19 protein-coding genes are annotated in these 19,287 nt (G+C 42.8%); 11 read left to right on the top strand and 8 right to left on the bottom strand.

Features of this window, described 5'->3' with window-relative positions; all coding sequences use genetic code 11:
• The 4 genes from Q7V32_RS06195 to Q7V32_RS06180 all read left to right on the top strand — a co-directional run.
• Positions 1 to 186, top strand: a 186-nt coding sequence (locus Q7V32_RS06195) for a hypothetical protein (RefSeq protein ID WP_304896107.1), incomplete at its 5' end; no start/stop codon positions are given.
• A gap of 36 nt (positions 187 to 222) precedes the next feature.
• Positions 223 to 1,731 carry an apolipoprotein N-acyltransferase gene (gene lnt / locus Q7V32_RS06190; protein ID WP_304896106.1) on the top strand — a complete coding sequence of 503 codons (1,509 nt, stop codon included), beginning with the start codon at positions 223 to 225 and terminating at the stop codon, positions 1,729 to 1,731.
• Positions 1,732 to 1,868: 137 nt separating this feature from the next.
• On the top strand, positions 1,869 to 2,558 hold the full coding sequence (locus tag Q7V32_RS06185) for a TIGR04283 family arsenosugar biosynthesis glycosyltransferase (protein ID WP_304896105.1): 690 nt from the start codon (positions 1,869 to 1,871) through the stop codon (positions 2,556 to 2,558).
• 128 nt (positions 2,559 to 2,686) lie between these two features.
• A complete protein-coding gene (locus tag Q7V32_RS06180) occupies positions 2,687 to 3,334 on the top strand; it encodes a sterol desaturase family protein (protein WP_370691427.1) in 648 nt (215 codons plus the stop codon).
• A 70-nt stretch (positions 3,335 to 3,404) separates the two neighbouring features.
• On the opposite strand, the gene Q7V32_RS06175 is transcribed toward Q7V32_RS06180, so the two are convergent.
• Entirely contained in the window at positions 3,405 to 4,220 is an 816-nt protein-coding gene (locus tag Q7V32_RS06175; RefSeq protein ID WP_304896103.1) for a hypothetical protein, read from the bottom strand.
• A 193-nt stretch (positions 4,221 to 4,413) separates the two neighbouring features.
• On the opposite strand from Q7V32_RS06175, the gene Q7V32_RS06170 reads away from it, so the two are divergent.
• Positions 4,414 to 4,857, top strand: a complete 444-nt coding sequence (locus Q7V32_RS06170) for an Rsd/AlgQ family anti-sigma factor (protein ID WP_304896102.1) — start codon at positions 4,414 to 4,416, stop codon at positions 4,855 to 4,857.
• Between the two features lie 62 nt (positions 4,858 to 4,919).
• Here the strand turns inward: Q7V32_RS06170 and Q7V32_RS06165 are convergent, their stop codons facing one another.
• From Q7V32_RS06165 to Q7V32_RS06145, 5 genes are all read right to left on the bottom strand, one after another.
• Positions 4,920 to 7,562, bottom strand: a complete 2,643-nt coding sequence (locus Q7V32_RS06165) for a UPF0182 family protein (RefSeq protein WP_304896101.1) — start codon at positions 7,560 to 7,562, stop codon at positions 4,920 to 4,922.
• 497 nt (positions 7,563 to 8,059) lie between these two features.
• Positions 8,060 to 10,708, bottom strand: coding sequence for an aminopeptidase N (gene pepN, locus Q7V32_RS06160; protein ID WP_304896100.1), 2,649 nt, complete (start codon positions 10,706 to 10,708; stop codon positions 8,060 to 8,062).
• Positions 10,709 to 10,731: 23 nt separating this feature from the next.
• The gene (locus Q7V32_RS06155; protein WP_304896099.1) at positions 10,732 to 11,109 is read right to left on the bottom strand and encodes a DUF423 domain-containing protein; all 378 of its coding nucleotides are present in this window, start codon (positions 11,107 to 11,109) and stop codon (positions 10,732 to 10,734) included.
• Positions 11,109 to 11,627 carry a molybdenum cofactor biosynthesis protein B gene (gene moaB / locus Q7V32_RS06150; protein ID WP_304896098.1) on the bottom strand — a complete coding sequence of 173 codons (519 nt, stop codon included), beginning with the start codon at positions 11,625 to 11,627 and terminating at the stop codon, positions 11,109 to 11,111. The genes Q7V32_RS06155 and moaB overlap by 1 nt, the downstream gene beginning before the upstream one ends.
• A 165-nt stretch (positions 11,628 to 11,792) precedes the next feature.
• Positions 11,793 to 13,112 (bottom strand): DegQ family serine endoprotease, encoded by a 1,320-nt coding sequence (locus Q7V32_RS06145; protein ID WP_304896109.1) that lies wholly within the window; start codon positions 13,110 to 13,112, stop codon positions 11,793 to 11,795.
• A gap of 463 nt (positions 13,113 to 13,575) precedes the next feature.
• Between Q7V32_RS06145 and Q7V32_RS06140 the strand changes: the two genes are divergently transcribed.
• A complete protein-coding gene (locus Q7V32_RS06140; protein WP_304896097.1) occupies positions 13,576 to 14,931 on the top strand; it encodes a cyclic nucleotide-binding domain-containing protein in 1,356 nt (451 codons plus the stop codon).
• Between the two features lie 112 nt (positions 14,932 to 15,043).
• Here the strand turns inward: Q7V32_RS06140 and rpmG are convergent, their stop codons facing one another.
• Positions 15,044 to 15,199, bottom strand: coding sequence for a 50S ribosomal protein L33 (rpmG, locus tag Q7V32_RS06135; protein WP_159651571.1), 156 nt, complete (start codon positions 15,197 to 15,199; stop codon positions 15,044 to 15,046).
• A 9-nt stretch (positions 15,200 to 15,208) separates the two neighbouring features.
• Entirely contained in the window at positions 15,209 to 15,445 is a 237-nt protein-coding gene (rpmB, locus tag Q7V32_RS06130) for a 50S ribosomal protein L28 (protein ID WP_304896096.1), read from the bottom strand.
• Between the two features lie 426 nt (positions 15,446 to 15,871).
• Between rpmB and gshB the strand changes: the two genes are divergently transcribed.
• Genes gshB through pyrR form a run of 5 tightly spaced genes read left to right on the top strand, consistent with a single transcriptional unit; the run spans position 15,872 to position 19,282 of the window.
• The gene (gshB, locus tag Q7V32_RS06125; RefSeq protein WP_304896095.1) at positions 15,872 to 16,825 is read left to right on the top strand and encodes a glutathione synthase; all 954 of its coding nucleotides are present in this window, start codon (positions 15,872 to 15,874) and stop codon (positions 16,823 to 16,825) included.
• On the top strand, positions 16,822 to 17,715 hold the full coding sequence (locus tag Q7V32_RS06120; protein WP_304896094.1) for an energy transducer TonB: 894 nt from the start codon (positions 16,822 to 16,824) through the stop codon (positions 17,713 to 17,715). Before gshB ends, Q7V32_RS06120 begins: the two co-directional genes overlap by 4 nt.
• A gap of 31 nt (positions 17,716 to 17,746) precedes the next feature.
• Positions 17,747 to 18,313: a YqgE/AlgH family protein gene (locus Q7V32_RS06115; protein ID WP_322273510.1), complete on the top strand. Its 567-nt coding sequence runs from the start codon at positions 17,747 to 17,749 to the stop codon at positions 18,311 to 18,313.
• Positions 18,306 to 18,767, top strand: coding sequence for a Holliday junction resolvase RuvX (gene ruvX, locus Q7V32_RS06110; protein WP_304896092.1), 462 nt, complete (start codon positions 18,306 to 18,308; stop codon positions 18,765 to 18,767). Before Q7V32_RS06115 ends, ruvX begins: the two co-directional genes overlap by 8 nt.
• Complete coding sequence (gene pyrR / locus Q7V32_RS06105; protein ID WP_304896091.1) at positions 18,764 to 19,282, top strand: bifunctional pyr operon transcriptional regulator/uracil phosphoribosyltransferase PyrR; 519 nt, start codon at positions 18,764 to 18,766, stop codon at positions 19,280 to 19,282. Before ruvX ends, pyrR begins: the two co-directional genes overlap by 4 nt.
• Positions 19,283 to 19,287: the final 5 nt, after the last annotated feature.

Raw genomic sequence — 19,287 nt, 5'->3', positions numbered from 1 at the left:
ATCCCGAACTCGGCAGTGAAACCGCTTAGCGCCAATGATAGTGTGGCAGTTTGCCATGCGAAAGTAGGGAATCGCCAGGCTCTTATAGCAAACCCCATCCAGGTTTATCCCTCGGTGGGGTTTTTTTTTGACTTTGCTTTTGTGTGTTCAATCAAACTTTTAAATTCTGTACCATCAATCTTTTAGGTGAATTCCCAGGGATGGAATTAATCGGTAATAATTGTGAAAATTTTATGTGAATTAAAAAGTAAAGTATTTGATTTTATATCACCATTAGCCGGACTATTGTTAACATTGGCATTTGAGCCTTTTGGGTATTGGTTTTTTTCTTTTATCTCCCTCGCTTTTATCTTCGCATCCTGGCAGACATTGTCACCAAAACGGTCTGCTTTAAGAGGCTTGTTATTCGGACTTGGTTATTTTGGCTCGGGTGTTTCATGGGTATTTGTTAGTGTTCATGAATTTGGTCATGCTTCTTTTGTTATCAGTTTAATAGTCACTCTTTTTTTTGTATTAGTTTGGGCCTCATTTGTAGGTCTGACTGGATATGCCGCCGGTAAAGCCTTCAGTTTGTTGAAACGTCCGGTTTTTTTTATAAATTCAAGCCTATGGATTTTGATTGAATATCTTCGAGGAACTTGGTTTTTAAATGGATTTCCCTGGTTACAAGTAGCCTACTCACAAACTGATTCAATTCTCGCAGGATATGCGCCTGTTTTAGGTGTCTATGGGTTAGGATTTATAGTTGCGATAATTTCAGAATGCCTTATTTCACCTTTAGCTTTGCTGAAACGAGGATCCAAATTAAATTTGCTTATTGCTTTGTGCATAGGCGGAGTGATGCTGAATTACTATAGATGGACTTATCCTGTGGGTGATGAACTTCAGGTTTCATTAGTCCAGGGTAATATTCCGCAAGATAAAAAATGGGATCTCAGCAACAGGGATGTTACTCTCAAAAAATATCGTGAATTGACTCAACAGAATTGGCAGTCAGAAATTGTCATATGGCCAGAAACTGCAATACCTGCTTATTATTCTGAGGTAAAAGATGGTTTTTTGACCTTGTTACAAAATGAAGCATTACAAAATAAAACAGACATCATTATTAGTTTGCCTGTTAAAGAAGAAAATGGTGATAAATTCAATGCGGTAATGGTCTTGGGCAAAGATTGGGGAACTTACCGTAAAAACCATTTGCTACCTTTTGGAGAGTACTTGCCTTTACAACCGCTTTCTGGATATATTTTTGATCGGCTTAACCTTTCGGGACTAGGGCGGTTGACTTCAGGAGGGGATCAACAACAAATGTTGAAAGCCGCCGGATATTCTTTTATGACTTCAATTTGTTATGAAGATACATTTGGAAATGAACAACGGAAAGGTTTGCCGAATGCTGCTTTTCTGGTAAATGTGACTAATGATGCCTGGTTCGGTAACTCAATTGAGCCCCATCAACACCTACAAATTGCACGTATGCGAGCAATCGAGACAGGCCGTTATTTACTCAGAGCTACCAATACGGGAGTAAGCGCGATCGTTGATCCCAATGGAAAAATAAAAGCCACCGCTCCACAATTTGAGACCGCTGTTATTACGGCAAAAATTTTACCAATGGCCGGCATGACTCCTTATGCCCGACTGGGCGATGATCCAATAATGATATGGATTCTTCTCAGTTTAATGATTAGTTTTTGGCTTAATAAAAACAGTAAATCTAATTTGGTGTAATTGGATTTTTAATAAGTCCTTTTTAAGGATGCAAAAGATAGCTTTGTTACATTTAAAAGCCTAATATCTATAGACTTTTATTAAGAATTTACAGTCATTAACAACCGGTTTATTAGTTTACGCAGTAATTTTCAAGCATGTTTTTTTCGATCGTAATTCCTACACTAAATGAAGTTGATGGGATTTTACCCGTGTTGATGCATCTTCAAGGCCTGCGTGATCAGGCGGAGATCATTGTCGTGGATGGTGGCAGTGAAGATGATACAGTTCCTCGAGCGAGCTACTGGGTGGATAAAGTGTTAATCAGCGGCAGAGGAAGGGCTGTTCAAATGAATGCCGGAGCACTAACTGCCACGGGTGATGTATTGATATTTTTACATGCGGATACATTTTTGCCAGATGACGCACTGTCCAGCATTCGGCATAGCATAACCGAAGAATATTTTTGGGGACGATTTGATATTGACTTAATTGGCGACCATTTTATGTTAAGAATAATTTCATTTCTGATGAATTGGCGTTCACGTCTTAGCGGGATTGCTACAGGTGATCAGGTTATTTTTGTTGCAAGAGAATCTTTTTTTCAAGTAGGTCTGTTTCCAGAGATAGCACTAATGGAAGATATAGCACTGAGTAAAGCGTTAAATAAAATAGGTAAACCTGCTAATCTCGCGGGTAAAGTTTCTAGCTCAGCTCGGCGATGGGAACAGTTTGGTTTGTTAAAAGTAATCCTACTGATGTGGAACTTGCGTTTGCGTTATTCTTTTGGTGAGGATCCCGTTGTTTTAGCTGAAATGTATAGGACTGGACGATTTTGGAAACATTGATACGCCTGACCGCTGCTTTAAGCATTTTTGGAATCATGATCTTTTGGGAATACTTAAAACCGCGCCGCAAACTTCCTGTTGAGAGACTTGTTCGCTGGCGAATTAACCTGGGTCTCGCGGCAATCAATATGTTGATGATGCGTCTGACTGTTGGAAGCGCTGCTTATTTAGCTGCCGTTGATGCAGAACAAAGCCATTGGGGATTGTTGAATCAGTTCAATTTGTCGGATAGTTTTACTATCATAATGAGTCTGTTGTTTCTGGATTTTGCAATTTATGGGCAACACGTGCTCTCCCATAAATGGTCTTTGCTTTGGCGTATTCACCAGGTTCATCACAGTGATTTAGCGTTTGATGCCACTACTGCTATCCGCTTTCATCCTTTAGAAATATTGATTTCGATGCTTTATAAAGTAGCCTGCATTTATTTGATAGGTGCTGACGCATTCGCCGTTATTCTTTTTGAAATTATCTTAAACGGCGCTGCGACATTTAACCACAGCAATATTGCAATTCCGGAATCAGTGGATAAAAGGCTTCGTTTTTTGATTGTTACACCGGATATGCATCGTATCCATCATTCGACGATCAGAACTGAAACTGATAGTAATTATGGGTTTTCTATTACTTGCTGGGACAGGCTTTGTGGTACCTATAAGGCTCATCCGAAATACTCGCAAGATCAAATGTTCATCGGGCTGGATTACTATAGAGACAAAAAGGTATTGAGTTTTTTAGATCTCTGCATGATGCCTTTTCGCGCACTTCCAAAATAATTTGCCCAGCAGTTTATTGGCAATGCCAAGTCTCGCAATAGCGATAAGTCACGGATGATAGCCTCATAACTTATAGGTCATAATCCAGAGCGGCTAATTTTTGATTAAGCAATTTAAGCAGATCTTTTCCTGATATTACATGCGCAAGATTGATGTCCAGTGTTTGATTGGAGCCAACGACTTGCCAGCGTTGAAGCAGTTTTTTTAGGTATGCTTTTTCGGTAACCGAAAATCGAAACTTGTCGGTCATTTCGCGCAATTTCAGATCTTGCTCGTTTGTTAACACGCTTTGCAATACACGTAATTCAGTTATCAGTGCTTCAAGTGCCGGTAAATTCTGCTCAATTAAATGTGTGACGTTATCCGCTTTTAATAAATCGGCTCGCTGTGATGGATTGTCAGAAACCACTTTGAAACATTGAATTAATTCACCAGAAGAAAACCGTCCGGCGGACTCATAAAATGCAGATGCTTCCATATCGCATAAATGTCCATGATCGTAATCCAGTTGAGGGTGAGACGTTGTCAGGATGGTTTCAGAACGACAAGGTAATGTGTAAGTTAACGGCGGGTAAAAGCTTCTTTTGGTATCCGCATCGATAATTTTATGTCCTATAAAGGGTGTGTTTACCGGATGATCCCTGTGTCCGGCAATTCCTGCATTGATTAATATCGGGTTATGACTCCCCCATAATCCCTGTGAAAAGCCTATTCCAGCAGACATGGCTATTTTGCCGACACCAGTAACGATTAAATAAATTCCGTCATGGCTATACAAAGCAAATGGTTGTGTCTCGGTGTGTTTTTTCAATTGATAACGGGCAATCAAAGGCTTTGCCTCGCAGGCCAGTGCAGCGAAAAAAAACACACGACTTTCTGAATTCATACTTGAAGTAAAAGAAGGTTTTAATAAATCGGACTCAAAACTGCTTAAAGCTGAGCGCATTTAATGTGTTAATCAAAATCTTCAAAGCGTTATCTGTTACATTTAGTCTTACTTTTCCTTTAAAATTAGATAATTGTTGCATCAAATTAAAATGTAACTTAAATTAAAAAGAAAACTCTGAGGCTTTAGAATCATGATATCGACACCACCCAACATTGATAGACGCCAACAATCACGTCATCTTGTGGACGAATTAAAAAAAGAAAGGCAAGAAGTGTGGAGCATGTATTGCCGCGTCGCTGAGCTTAAGCCGTTTTCGCCTCAGCAAAAAGTCCAACTTAAACTCACCGAATTTTCTCAGTTATTGGTCGATTACATTTCATTAGGCCACTTCGGTATTTATGATCGTCTGGTAACCGGGGACGAGCGCCGTGCGGGTGTTTTAAATGTGGCCGAGCAGATTTATCCGGAACTATCCAAAACCACGGATGTGGCTATTGCATTTAATGATAAATATGAAGATGCATTGCAAGCGCTCAATTTAGAAACTCTAGAGCACGATTTATCTCATTTGGGTGAACATCTTGCAATCAGGATCGATCTGGAAGACAAATTGTGCAATATGCTGTTGAATTAGGACCCCCCCCATACGCCAAGATAAAAAGGGGCAATGACCAAGCTTGCCCCATTTCTCAATTATTACTTCTCAGGTGCAAACGTAGTTCCTGTTCCGTTTTCACCCCTGATAAATCGCTCTTTTAGTCTTTGGAATGCTCCCCATAAAGTCGTATCCATGACGACTTCATTGCCAATAGAGACAATCACTCGAGCTAATTCAGGTATCCGCGTTTTGATAGAAATAAGATAGAGCGGTTGAACATATAGTATAGAGTTTTTCATGGGCAGAATAATCATCCTGCCCATTTCAACGCGTGATCCACGCTGATCCCACAATGTCAGTTGAGCAGAAATTTCAGGGCTTTGCTCAATCAACGCTTCTACCTGTGCCGGGCCGTTGACCTGAACTTCCTTATGGAATTTATAAACAGTGATCCCCTTTTTAAAGGCGTCGCCGCATTTTTCTTTATCCATGACGCTGGCTACACTCACCATGCTCAGGTTAGCGTTATTAATCGGTGTCATGGCATTGATCATGACAAATTCTTCCTTACCGCCGCAATGCCCAAAATCAATTGTTAAATAATAGGGTTTCACAGGCTTGTCTCGAACCTGCGCAAACTGCCAGGTTTCAGCTTGCTGATAGAATAACGCAGGATCTGTCTGATGGTATTTCGCATAGACTTTCATTTGCAGGTAATACAAATCCCTTGGATAACGCAATTGTTTTTTCAGCTCCTCCGGAATTTCGTCAATATCCCTAAAAACACCGGGATAGGCTTTATCATAGGCCTGAATGATAGGGTCGGTAGGATCTGTTATATAGTATTTAACCGCGCCGCTATAAGCATCGACAGTAACCTTGATCGAGTTACGAATGTAGTTGAATTGTTCAGAGCCATCCAAAAAATCGTCATCTGCCGATTTTGAAACCGGATACCAATTAGATAAAGTATAAGCATCTTGAACCCAGAAAAAACGGTCCTTGGTGATCACTAAATAGGGGTCTTTATCCAGATGCAGAAACGGAGTTAATAAATTGATCCGTTCAATAATGTTTCTTCTAATCAGTAATTTACTTTTAGACGTTATATTGGTTGAAAAAAATATTTTTTCGTCTTTAAAATAAAATGCAAATAAGAGTTTTCTGAAATAAGACGGGATGGGGATTCCGCCACTTCCTCTGTACACTTTATCTAAAGCATCATCCGTTGAGGTCGTTGTGCTGGAAAGCCCCACGACATTCAGATTATTGGGTGTAATCGCATATTTGTACTGCTCTTGACCATAATAGATATCAGGTTTATTCACTTCCAGACCTACATCAGAGTGCATATTAAGGTCACGCAAGAACCAGATAATCGGATTGGCCGCGTCTTGTGCAGCTGGTGTGGCTACCGCACCGTAGCCATGAGTAAATCGTAAATGGGTGTTTTCCCAGTTTTGAGCTTCCTTAGGCAGTTTCGATATATTCATCTCCCTTGCGGCCAAGTTAACTTGACGCTTAAATCCATTTATAAAATAACGCCCTTCATCCACTTCAAGAAAATGGTAATAAGGGCGGATACTCTGCATCTGGTTGTATACATCATCCAAAAACTCGCGGTCCCAGACCGGAATGTTCTCAAACCTTTTTTGTGTGCTCCAATCTTCAATGTCCTTGGTCGGATCCAGACTTATTGTAAAGTCGACCGTTTCAATGTTCTTAATATCGTAGGCATCCAGCGTAGCGTCAATATTGTGCTGAATGAACGGACGTTGAGTCTTGACGGGATTGGGTTTGACTATAAACTTGTCAATCAATTCGGGAATGAAATCTATTTTTTGAATACCTAAAACGCCTAAAAATAAGCTGAAGGCAACGATAAACGGCATTTTGATGCGAGGCTTTTCCGAGAAAAAGTAAAAAAGCAAAGCAATTGCAGTAGCCAAAAAAGTAAATACAGACAGCCAAATAAGTGGCAATTTGTATCTTAATTCAACAAAGCCAGGCCCTGAGAAGATCGGCTCATGAACATTGACATACAAAAGTGAAAATCTATGCAGTAAAAATCCCCACAGCACAAACAATACGACGAATCCAAACAAAACGGCCAAATGAATCTTGGCCGCTATCGGAAAATTTTTAACTTGATTGGGTACAAAAATACTCTGCATCCAATATTGGAACGCCACCATGATAAAGATGATGCAGGCCGTAGTAAGCAATTCCGCTTGGATAAGCTGATAAATAGGATAGGAAAGCAGATAAAACCCAACATCTCTTCCGTAAACCGGCTCAGTAACGCCGGCTGATCCACCAAAGAAGAAAAGTAATGACGCTTCCCACTGTTCATAAAAAGGAATGGCGATCACCACAGCCAAGACCAAAGCCACTGGGGTCGACAATCTGATTGAATAGCTGATAAATAAATCAGCAAAGCGGTCAAACGCACGTCGTTTCAGCGGATCTGAAAAGACAGCCTCGTCCGGATTAAATCCGAAATATCGCGAAGACAACCAGAAATGTAAAAAGAAAATAGAAAAGAAAAAGAGCGTGACAATACCCGAAAGGAAAAACCGGTAAAGCAAGCGTAGCCAAAAGTAACCTTCAAACTTTAAGGCTTGAAACCACCAATAATCGACAATTAGATCGAGAAAAACGAAATAAAATGCTACATAGACAGTAACCAGGATACCAACCGTTGTCATTACAACAGGGGGTAAATATTTCCAAATCCGCATAGTTTCCTCTTTGTATGAGTGATCAGCTTTTACTTTGACGAGATAAGCCTTGGCAATCATTAATCATGTAGCGCTTGCTACACTTTGATGGCGTTATTCTAACATCCACCAGACAATTCGGAGCATATAGAATGCTTTATCTTATCCATGAGGTTGATAAGATTTCAGAAGCAAGAAAAATTCAGTGCGTCACAAAATAGATTTTCCCTATTTAAACTACGGCATTTTTATCTTTTTTCGCTCTGAAATAAGTTTTGACAAAAAATATGAAACGAACTTTTTGTGTGAGGAGTTTAAATATTTGGAGCTTGAGCCCTCACATACCGGGCTTAGTCCACGAAAAGCACGAAAGACACTATAAAATTATTAAAAAGTCGGCATCTCTTTGATTGTTTTCTTTTCGTGGACCTAACTATTGTTCTAAAATTAATGGCATGTAAACTCTATTTAACTACGCAAGTAAAGCGTCTTTCGACCAAAGTCAGCCAGACTAAACATTAAGCCAAACTCTTGCTTGCCACCTCATATACATCAGGCGAGATCGCGTCGGTTGTCATAATGCGTTCCAGCTGGGCTTTCATTAATTGTTGCCGAGACTCATCAAAACGCCGCCATTGTGTCAATGCGCTTAACATCCGCGAAGCCACTTGAGGATTCAATGTGTTCAGTTCAATAATCCTGTCTCCCAGAAAACGGTAACCCTGACCGTTGCCGGCATGAAAATGCAATGGATTGGCTTGACTGAACGCCCCAACCAGAGAGCGGACACGATTGGGATTTTTCATGTCAAATGCAGGATGACGCAGCAAAGCGGCAACGGTATCGAAAGTTTCAGGCATTGGGCTGGATGCCTGTAAAGCAAACCACTTGTCTATTACCAGAGCTTCATCCTGCCATTGCTGATAAAAATCGGTCAGACATTGTGATTTTTCAGGGTGTTCGTTATTGACAATGACACTGAGCGCCGCCATCTGATCGGTCATGTTTTTTGCAGACTTAAATTGCGTCAGGGACAAATCTTGGATCTCAGGGGTGTTCAGGACACTTAAATAAGCAAGACAGGCATTCTTTATTCGCCTACGGCCAATGGCTCCGGAATCGAACTGTCCTGATTCATCTTTATGGTAGAGTTGATAAAGCCGTAAAAAGCGTTTTTGCAATTGCTCAGCCAAAGTCAGAATGACTTTTTCCCTGGCATAATGGATGCCCTCGGGGTCAATAACCTGCATTTGCTCAGCCAGATAAATTTCGGAGGGTAAATTTAACAGCAAGGCAAAATAGGATAAATCCTCCCAGGATTGTTCCAATACCTGCTCAAAGGCATTGACAATAACGGGTTCAATTTTTAACTCGCGGCCTTCATTCCGATCCTCAACCAAATTCAGAATAATGCGGCTGGATAATTGCTGCCCGGCTTCCCAGCGATTGAACGTATCGCAATCATGTTTCAGTAAAAAAGCAAGCTCATCCAGACTGCGCTCCATGGTCAGTTTTACCGGCGCAGAAAAACCGCGCAAAATCGAAATAACCGGTTTTTCTCTTAACCCGGTAAAAGTAAAGCGCTGTTCTTTTTCAGTCAGCTGTAAAACAGTTTCAGTTTCGCTAGTGGTTTGGTCTTTCAATTGGCAAGGTGCTACAGCGCCATCGTTATATAACAAGCCCAAGCGCAGAGGGATCGGCAGCGGCTCTTTGACTGGCTGGCCCGGTGTTGGGGGGCTTGTTTGGCTGATGGTTAAATGCAACGATTGGGATGTCTCATCGTACTGAGGCATCACATTGATTAGGGGCGTTCCTGCCTGTGCATACCAGCGCCTAAAACTTGTCAGATCAACCTCATTGGCATCTTGCATCGCATTGACAAAATCGTCGCAGGTAACGGCTTGTCCGTCGTGCCGTTGAAAATAGAGATCGCTGCCTTTGCGAAAACCGTCCGCACCTAACATGGTATGCAGCATTCTGACGACTTCGGCGCCTTTTTCGTAAACTGTCAGCGTATAAAAATTATTGATCTCAATGTAGGCATCCGGACGAATAGGATGTGCCATGGGACCTGCATCTTCTGCAAACTGTCGAGTTCGCAGCATATTGACATCTTCTATGCGTTTAACAGCTTTGGATGTTCTATCGCCGGTAAATTCCTGGTCACGAAAAACGGTAAAGCCTTCTTTCAAACTGAGCTGAAACCAGTCTCTACAAGTAATGCGGTTGCCGGTCCAGTTATGAAAATATTCATGACCGATCACACCTTCGATGTGCTCATAGTCAAAATCTGTGGCAGTATCGGGTCGTGCCAGTACGAATTTGGTATTAAAGACATTGAGCCCTTTATTTTCCATTGCACCCATATTGAAGTGGCCCACCGCGACAATCATATACAAATCCAGATCGTATTCGCGGCCGTATACCTGCTCATCCCATAGCATCGCATTTTTGAGCGATTGCATGGCATGCGCGCATTTGTCCAGATCATGACTTTCTACAAAGATCTGTAAATCGATTTCACGGCCCGACATAGTTGTAAAACGATCGGCTACGCAATCCAATTGTCCAGCTACCAGCGCAAACAAATAGCAAGGTTTGGCGAAAGGATCTTCCCAGGTTACCCAGTGTGCGTTTTCGGGTAACTCACCCTGTGCGATCTTGTTGCCGTTTGAAAGAAGCACAGGATATTTCGATTTATCGCCGATCAAGGTGGTTGTAAACCGGCTCATGACATCGGGACGATCCAGAAAGTAGGTTATTTTTCTAAAGCCTTCCGCTTCGCACTGGGTACATAACATCGTCTTGGACAGGTATAAACCTTCTAAGGCCGTGTTGGCTTTGGGGTTAATGTGATTTTCAATGATCAGTTCAAAGGCTTGTTCCTGAGGTACCTGATCAATGATAAGAGCGGTTGGCGTTTGCTGGAAGGCATTCTTACTCAAGGTTTCCCCGTTCAGCGAGACGCTGATAAGTTCCAGCTTTTCGCCATGAAGTGTTAAGGCTTCGCCCTGATGGGAACTATTTGGATTACGGCTGATTTTCAGCTTGGCGGTGACTTCGGTGCATTCATCGTCCAGGTTGAATTTCAGATCCACTTCGTGAATCAGGTATTCCGGTACCGTATAGTCTTTTAGATAAATGGTTTGTGGGTTAGCATCACGCATCGTTTGGCTCGACAAGTTGAATATTAAGAAGATTTTTGTGCTGCAAATAGCATAACAAGTACCCAGGCAGCTAAAAAGGCCAAGCCACCGAAGGGGGTAATCATACCCAGCCATTTGGCGTTGAGTATTGTCAACAGATACAGACTGCCTGAGAACAAGATGATTCCGCCAAACATCAGCCAGCCAGCCCAGTGAATCAAGCGCGAAAAAGGTGCCTGTTGCTGAAGGAAGGCGAGACCGAAAAGACCCAGAGCATGCCACATCTGATAGCTGACCCCGGTTTTATATATATCCAGCATCTCCGGACTAAAACTGTTTTTAAGCGCATGCGCACCGAATGCACCGAAGGCAACACCGGTAAAGGCACTGAATGAGCCTACAAATAAGAAGACTGAACGCATTATTTTTCCAAAAGTCTGGGCATTAGCTGAACAAGATTACAGGGCCTGGTTCGAAAATCCAACTGATCTTTAATTAAATCATCCCACGCCGTTTTGCAAGCCCCTGAAGAACCGGGTAAGCAAAAAATGTAAGTGGCATTGGCGACTCCGGCAATGGCTCTGGATTGAATCGTCGATGTTTTGATGGCTTGATACGAGATCATTCTGAATATTTCTCCAAAGCCATCAAGCCGCTTATCCAGCAAAGGCTCAACCGCTTCCGGGGTTCCATCCCTTCCGGTGACTCCGGTGCCGCCGGTGCTGATGATAACCTGGATCGCTTCATCGGCTATCCATCGTGAAACAACGGATCTGATTGCATAGATAGAGTCGGGTACGATTAATTTCTCAACCGGAATATGACCTGTTTCGCTGATGCGTTCTACCAATGCCGTTCCGGATATATCGTCGGAATCGGTTCGCGTATCGGATACCACCAGAACGGCTATGTTAAGAGGGATAAAGTTTCTTTCGGTCATTCGGCTGCTTCTCTCGGGTTAATGTGCAGATTACATCACTGCTGGCCCACTTTTAATTTAGGGGGTGGGTGCTTGATTAAAAAGGCTTCTGCAGCAGCGGCGTATTTATGCATCCTTTGAAATCAATCACCTACACCCAGTAAAATGGGGGGAGCAGATACCAGATTATTTTAATACCAGAAAAAAGGCTTCTTCACCGCGTTGTATATTGATTAACAGTTGGCCTTGTGGATTAACTACCTGGACTAATTCATCCAAATTTCGAACCCTATAGCGATTGGCGGAAACAATGATGTCACCGGGTCTCAATCCTGCCCGCCAGACTTCGGAAGCCGTATTTATTTTTTCTAAAAGAACCCCCTCAATTTGATTTTTCTGGCTACTGCTCAGAATGGTTCCAAGTAATCGAGGGTGGATTTTTTCGCCGGCGACTTGTGGTCGTTGAGGCTGACCAATAGCTGCTTGAACAGTCATCTTTTCATTATTACGCAAATACTCTATGTCAACCTTATCACCAATTTGCATCAAACCAATCATATTGCGAATGTCATGACTACCTTTTATTTTCTGGCCGTTGACCTTGGTAATGATATCGCCCGGTTCCAATCCCGCTCTTGCGGCAGGTGAGTTGCCTTCAACTTTGCTGACTACAGCGCCTTTATTGGTTTCCAATCCAAACGCTTTAACCAGTTCGGGGCTCAAATCTTGAGTTGATACGCCAAGCAATCCCCTCCGAACCTCGCCATGCTTGACCAAGGACTCTTTAATAGTCATGGCCATGTTGGATGGTATGGCAAAACCTATTCCGACATTTCCCCCGTTGGGCGCCAAGATAGCCGTATTCATCCCGACAAATTCGCCATTCAAATTAACCAAGGCACCGCCCGAGTTGCCTGGGTTAATGGAGGCATCGGTCTGGATGAAATTTTCATACCCTTCAATGCCCAAGCCTGAACGCCCCAAAGCACTGACGATTCCGGAAGTGACCGTTTGTCCCAATCCGAACGGGTTGCCTATCGCAATAACAAAATCGCCTACCCGCAGTTCATCTGAGTTGGCAATCGGCAATGCGGTCAAGTTATCAGCAGGAATTTGAATCACGGCAATATCGGCATCCGGGTCGGTTCCGATCAGTTTTGCATTCAATTGCCGGCCATCCTGTAAGGTCACCATGATCTTGTCTGCTTTATCGATGACATGATTATTGGTTAATACAAAACCATTACGGCTATCAACGATGACACCCGATCCCAGGCTGTTTTTTTGCCGTTGACTGGGTTGGTTGGGCATTTGAAAAAAATGCCGGAAAAAAGGATCTCGCATTAAGGGGTGCTCAAGAACCTGGACATTCGTGGAGGTGGAAATATTCACAACGGCCGGCAAGCTGGTTTCAAGCATCGGAGCAAGAGAAGGTAGCTTCTGGCCATTCACAGCAACAGGAAGTCCGCTTTGAGCCGGCGAGGCGGTAAGAAAAGCCAAGGGCATGACCAAACACCCCACTATTGTTCTAAAAGTTTTACTGTTCATAGTGATCTCGCAAGAATTAACAACCTAATTAATAGTTTTGGGTTTTCAAAATAATCCTATAACCCCACTTGTCCGCCCCTAAAAGATATAGCGTACAGAGTGAAAACGCTTGAAAATTGAGTAAGAGCAAATTAAATCAGAGGATTTATGCTGGCATTCCTTTAGGATATATCTGACATCTATTTAAGCTATCCGTTGCATAGTTTCCTGGCAGTCAATTGAACATGTCATGAATAGCAGCAAGCCGGTTTTTGTCGGATATAAAACATGACTTAATCCCAATTTCACAATCATCTTGAATATGGGCATTAAAAAATTGAAAACAATAGTTACTTTTATAGATCCTGTTATTTTTTGGCGATCATTTGTCATTAATAAGCTATATTAGAAACGTCAATAATACCCACTTTATCCAAATTGAATGGCTGTAGATACAAGCTCCGACGACGGTCAAGCAATTCGCAAACTGGTTCCCATTGCAAATCTTGCAACTCCTCATTTTGAGTCGCTGTGTGCTCAAATTACTATTCAAGACGCTGCCCGAAACGATATTCTATTTAAGCGGGGCGACGTTGATCCTCATTTATATTACTTATTACACGGGGAAGTGTCTTTTCAGGCGGCAGGATTATCATTTGAGGTCGTTAAATCTGAAACTGAATCTGCAAAATTTGCGTTAGCTCATCAAGTTCCCAGAAAAATTGATGCGGTTGCACGAAGCTCAATTCGTTATATTAAGCTGCCGGCTAATCTATTAGACTACCCTTTGCTACAAACTTATGAGGAGGAAATCAGTTCAATGGTCATTATTGAGCCCGAGGAAAACTCTGACGACTGGATGACAACGCTGTTAAGATCCCCCATTTTTCAGAGACTTCCCCCAGCTAATTTACAAAAAATTCTAATGAGCCTTGAGGAAGTTTTTTTTGAGAAAGGGGAAACGATACTGCGCCAGGGGGATCCGGGAGATTATTATTACCTGATAAAAAGCGGCCAATGCCTATTAACCCGCAAGCCTTCCGAACATGCCAAAGAAATCAAGTTAGCCCTGCTTAGGGACAGTGACACTTTTGGTGAGGATTCCATTCTCTCGGAAAAGCCTCGCAATGTGACGGTAACAGCGCTAACAAAATTATCGCTGTTGAGGCTAAGCAAAGATAATTTTATTAATCTGATCAAAAAGCCGTCACTAATATATCTTGATTATGAGCAAATGTGCCAAGAAATTAAGCAAGGTGCTTTATTGCTGGACGTGCGATCAACGGAAGCTTTTAACTCGCACCATCTTGAAGATAGTTTAAGCGCTCCTTTTTTTACCCTGCGCATGCAGGTTAAAACCTTAAACAGGAATCGACCGGTAATTGTGGTTTGTAATAATGGAAAGACCAGCGAAGCCGCTGCTTTTCTGCTGCTTAAGAATAAAATAAAGGCTTCGATTCTTGATGGAGGCATAGAAAATGTTGCGCCAACTCTGGTAAAAAGTGCAGCTTCATTTGCCATTGATGACGGTGTGGAAACGACTTTTGTCGTACCTCAAAAATTAGTTGATGTTGTTGAGACTGAAAAAGAGAGCAGTACAGAATTCGATAAAGCCTCAGTGCTGGAAAAACTGCAAATAGAAAATTCAGCTTTGCGGGATGCGAATAATCGTTTAAAAGCGATGTATGAGCAGTTGAAACAAGAAAAGGAAGAGGCGGATAGGGAATTTAGGATGCTTTACAGGCAAACAGAAAAGCTTAAAAGTATTTTGAATGCAATGAAAAAGACTCCGGAGTAAGGTTCTGTTGCATCTTTCAGTGTCCCTTAAACCAATTATGTCACTCGCTTTACTGCTTTCTGGCCACACAACCACAGCCTGAATAGCTGTGGTCATCAAGGCGTGAGATAAATTATTTTATCTTGGCTTCTTTATACATAACGTGTTTACGCACTACCGGGTCGTATTTTTTGATTTCCATTTTTTCCGGCATAGTCCTTTTGTTTTTGGTGGTCGTGTAAAAGTGACCTGTTCCTTCTGTAGAAACCAATTTGATTTTGTCGCGCATTTAGCCCCCTTAAGCTTTTATGCCATTTTTCCGCATATCTGCCAGTACAGCATCAATGCCATTTTTGTCTATTATTCGCATTGCTTTGGCAGAAATACGCAGACGAACCCAACGATTTTCGCTTTCAACCCAAAATCTGTGATGTTGCAGATTAGGGCAAAAACGCCTTCTAGTTCTATTGTTGGCATGTGATACATTATTACCGGTAACTGGACGTTTTCCCGTTACCTGACAGACTCTGGACATTATTAACCTCTAAAAAATATGCAGTGGCTCAAAAGTTAGCTGATCTTTATACCAAAATTTTCTTTTCAGGTAAATAACTAACTCTTGACACAGTACATCCGAACCTGTCATTCAAAACGTGTTGATGGCAAATTAAGCATTCAATCGCGCTATTTTTAAGCTTAAAATTACTTCCCAAGAAAAAAAGGGTGCCAAGACTATCCGCGTTTTTTTCTGCTGATTAAAGGCATAAGAGGCGGCGATACGGTAAGTTTAAATTTCTTGTTTATAGTCCACTGTCTGCATTTTCTCTGGGTAATTAATTTAAATGACAAATAACAGCTTTTAAGCCAGATCCCATATCATTGGAGAAAAATAAACTTTCAGTGGCATACTATTGCAGCTAGAGAAACCTATTTAACCCATTCGTAAAAAAGAGAACGCATTATGGCCATAAAACTTGGCATGGTTATGGATCCCATCGCAAAAATCAATATAAAAAAGGACACCAGCTTTGCCATGTTGCTTGAAGCGCAGCACAGAGGATGGGAGCTGCATTATATGGAACTTAATGACCTGTATTTACGCAATGGCAGGGCTTTTGCCAGAACCCGGACGCTCTCGGTTGAGCGAAACGAATTGCAATGGTTTCGGTTTGGGGGGGAGCAAAATCTGGCTTTAGATGAACTGGATGTCATCATCATGCGTAAAGACCCTCCGTTCGATCAGGAGTATATTTATGCTACCTATTTACTCGAAAGGGCGGAGGCAAACGGCACTTATGTCGTCAATAAGCCCCAATCCCTTAGAGATGCCAATGAAAAGTTATTTACTGCCTGGTTCCCAGACTGTTGCCCGGATACCCTGGTGGCCAGGGACAGCAATAAAATACGTGAGTTTCTCAATGAACACGGAGAAATAATTTTAAAGCCACTCGATGGAATGGGTGGCACATCGATCTTTTATGTGCATCAAAATGATCCGAATTTGAGTGTGATTCTGGAAACTATGACCCATTACAATGGTCGTTACGTAATGGCACAAAAATACCTTCCTGAAATTAAAAATGGCGACAAACGCATATTAATTGTTAATGGAGAAGTTGTTCCCTATGCGCTTGCCCGTATTCCCGCTCAAGGCGAATCGAGGGGAAATCTTGCGGCGGGAGGCTCATCCGAAGGGCGCATCATTACGGAACGCGATATGTGGATTGCCAATCAGATTGGGCCCACATTAAAAGAAAAAGGTCTGGTCTTTGTGGGTATTGATGTCATTGGTGATTACCTGACTGAAATCAATGTCACCAGCCCCACCTGTGTGCAGGAGCTGGATAGGGCATTTGGCCTTAATATCGCGGGTCAACTGATGGATCACATTGAAGAGAAACTGCAAGCACTATGAGTTCTCATATGACTTTGGGCAGATTTTCTGCCACATCGGAAAATGATTCTTTGCTGATCGCCTTGTTTGTTGCTGCGGTTATCCACACTCTGGTTATCTTCGGAACGAATTTTATGTCACCCAAGCCGGAAAAAGTCAGCCGTACCATTGAAGTGACTCTGGCGAATACTCCGGCTCCCAAAGCACCGAAAAAAGCGAGTTTCCTGGCGCAGGATAATCAAATTGGTGCCGGCGAGAAAATAACCAAACCGGTGCCGCCGAAGCAAAAATTGGCTAGCAGTCCGGCCGCTAAGCCATCGCCCATGCCGGTTAAACCTACGCAGCCCAAAACACAGCCTAAAGAAGCGGCAACGGACAAAAAAATCATAGCAACGACAAAACCCGCTGAAGTTAAAACAACGCAAAAACAAGCGCCAGTAGAGGAGGAAGCCACAACCGCGCCAACGCCACACATTTCAGTAGCGGAACTTCAACAACAGATTACCCAGCTGGGTACTGAAATCCGGCAGAAACAACAAAGCGCGGATCTCAGCAAAATAAAACATGTTAATTCCGTGAGTACGCATAAGTATGTGGCCGCTCAATACATGAAAGATTGGGAAAACAAGGTAGAAAGAACTGGAAACCTTAACTATCCTGAGGAAGCCAGCAAAAAAAACTTTTACGGGAAACTGACAATGGAAGTGGGTATAAAGCCCGACGGTACGATATACAATATTCGTATCAAGCAATCTTCCGGCAACGTTGCCTTGGATGAAGCAGCCAAGCGAATTGTCCGGATTAGCGAGCCTTTTCCGCCTTTGCCTAAAGAACTGCTTCAGGAATTAGACGTGCTTGTGATTACGCGTGTCTGGCAATTTTCAGACAAATCCGGCATGACCAGTCAATAACCGATTTTAATAACAGAATCCGATGCCAAATATCACGAACGGCGCGACATACTTAAACAACCAGTTTCTGATAGCGATGCCCAACCTGACTGATCCTGGTTTTTCCCACACGGTCACCTATCTCTGTCAGCATAATGACGAGGGTGCTCTCGGTATTGTAATTAATCGATTAATCGATATGAAGCTGGGGGAAATTTTCACCCAAATGGATATCAAGGCCTCATCTCAAAGCGCCATCGACGCGCCGGTTTTTTCGGGCGGGCCCGTTCAACAGGAAAGAGGCTTTGTCATCCACGAAGCAATGGGCGAATGGGATTCCTCGCTACTGATTTCAGATATTATCGCGTTGACAACCTCTAGAGATATTCTGGAAGCCATCGCAGCAGGAGAGGGACCGCAAAATTATTTGGTAGCACTCGGTTATGCAGGATGGGGGGAAGGACAGCTGGAACGTGAAATTATCAGTAATGCCTGGCTCAATACGCCTAGCGGCAATGACATTTTATTCACTACGCCCGTCAGTCAGCGTTGGTATGCAGCAGCCAATCAAATCGGGATCGACATCAACAAACTGACCGCACCGGCAGGACATGGCTGATCGAAAAACGCAATCAAACCCTATCAACCTGGATACCTTTCTGGGTTTCGATTTCGGTAACAAAAAAATCGGCGTAGCCGTAGGTCAAACCGTAACCGGAACAGCCAGTGCTCTGGAAACGATCAAATCGATTAATCAGACCCCTGATTGGTTTGCAATCAGTCGGTTGATTAAGGAATGGCAACCCGCAGGCTTTGTCGTAGGGATATCCCGTCAACTCGATGGCAGTGACAATCTGATTACGCCTCGTATGCTGAAATTCTGCCGGCAACTTGAAGGCCGCTATAACCTGCCGGTTTACCAGCAAGACGAAACCCTGACTACTTTTGAAGCCAAACAATTGCTATTCGATGATCATCGCCTCAAGGCAAAGAAACTTTGGGCAATTCAGGACCAGCTGGCGGCTCAACTTATTCTGCAAACCTGGCTCAATAACTCAAATAATAAAAAATGAATAACACACCTCTGCACATTTCCGCTTTGTTATCAACCCTGGAAGACTCGTTGATAGAAACGATAAGCGAAAGAAAATTAAGCAATCCGCTGATGATTGGTATTCGTACCGGCGGGGTCTGGATTGCCGAACATTTACATCAACGCTTAAATTTTGAAGAGCCGCTGGGTTTGCTGGATATTTCGTTTTACCGCGATGATTTTTCACAGATAGGTGTCCACCCCAATGTCAAACCCAGTCAACTGCCTACTACAATAGAGGGACGCGATATCATCCTGGTCGATGATGTGTTTTATACCGGCCGCACCATTCGCGCCGCGTTGAATGAGATTTTTGATTACGGCCGTCCTAATCAAGTGGTGCTTGCTGTTCTGATAGAACGGGATGGGCGGCAGATTCCGCTAAAACCGGATTGTTACGGTGCCCGCATTTCATTGCAAGCCAATCAGCGTATCAAGCTTACCGGCCCAGAACCCCTGAGCATTTATATTCAATCTATGAATGAGGCAGCCTAAGCTCT

Origin of the sequence: Methylicorpusculum sp. (assembly GCF_030651835.1) — a bacterium.
GTDB lineage: Bacteria > Pseudomonadota > Gammaproteobacteria > Methylococcales > Methylomonadaceae > Methylicorpusculum.
This window is presented reverse-complemented; position numbering and strand designations above follow the sequence as displayed.

What these genes read in the sequence shown, in the direction of transcription:
- Q7V32_RS06185 (WP_304896105.1), top strand. Translation starts at nt 1,869, where the DNA reads ATGTTTTTTTCGATCGTAATTCCTACACTAAATGAAGTTGATGGGATT.
- Q7V32_RS06180 (WP_370691427.1), top strand. Translation starts at nt 2,687, where the DNA reads ATGTTGATGATGCGTCTGACTGTTGGAAGCGCTGCTTATTTAGCTGCC.
- Q7V32_RS06175 (WP_304896103.1), bottom strand. Translation starts at nt 4,220, where the DNA reads ATGAATTCAGAAAGTCGTGTGTTTTTTTTCGCTGCACTGGCCTGCGAG.
- Q7V32_RS06170 (WP_304896102.1), top strand. Translation starts at nt 4,414, where the DNA reads ATGATATCGACACCACCCAACATTGATAGACGCCAACAATCACGTCAT.
- Q7V32_RS06165 (WP_304896101.1), bottom strand. Translation starts at nt 7,562, where the DNA reads ATGCGGATTTGGAAATATTTACCCCCTGTTGTAATGACAACGGTTGGT.
- pepN (WP_304896100.1), bottom strand. Translation starts at nt 10,708, where the DNA reads ATGCGTGATGCTAACCCACAAACCATTTATCTAAAAGACTATACGGTA.
- Q7V32_RS06155 (WP_304896099.1), bottom strand. Translation starts at nt 11,109, where the DNA reads ATGCGTTCAGTCTTCTTATTTGTAGGCTCATTCAGTGCCTTTACCGGT.
- moaB (WP_304896098.1), bottom strand. Translation starts at nt 11,627, where the DNA reads ATGACCGAAAGAAACTTTATCCCTCTTAACATAGCCGTTCTGGTGGTA.
- Q7V32_RS06145 (WP_304896109.1), bottom strand. Translation starts at nt 13,112, where the DNA reads ATGCCCTTGGCTTTTCTTACCGCCTCGCCGGCTCAAAGCGGACTTCCT.
- Q7V32_RS06140 (WP_304896097.1), top strand. Translation starts at nt 13,576, where the DNA reads ATGGCTGTAGATACAAGCTCCGACGACGGTCAAGCAATTCGCAAACTG.
- rpmG (WP_159651571.1), bottom strand. Translation starts at nt 15,199, where the DNA reads ATGCGCGACAAAATCAAATTGGTTTCTACAGAAGGAACAGGTCACTTT.
- rpmB (WP_304896096.1), bottom strand. Translation starts at nt 15,445, where the DNA reads ATGTCCAGAGTCTGTCAGGTAACGGGAAAACGTCCAGTTACCGGTAAT.
- gshB (WP_304896095.1), top strand. Translation starts at nt 15,872, where the DNA reads ATGGCCATAAAACTTGGCATGGTTATGGATCCCATCGCAAAAATCAAT.
- Q7V32_RS06120 (WP_304896094.1), top strand. Translation starts at nt 16,822, where the DNA reads ATGAGTTCTCATATGACTTTGGGCAGATTTTCTGCCACATCGGAAAAT.
- ruvX (WP_304896092.1), top strand. Translation starts at nt 18,306, where the DNA reads ATGGCTGATCGAAAAACGCAATCAAACCCTATCAACCTGGATACCTTT.
- pyrR (WP_304896091.1), top strand. Translation starts at nt 18,764, where the DNA reads ATGAATAACACACCTCTGCACATTTCCGCTTTGTTATCAACCCTGGAA.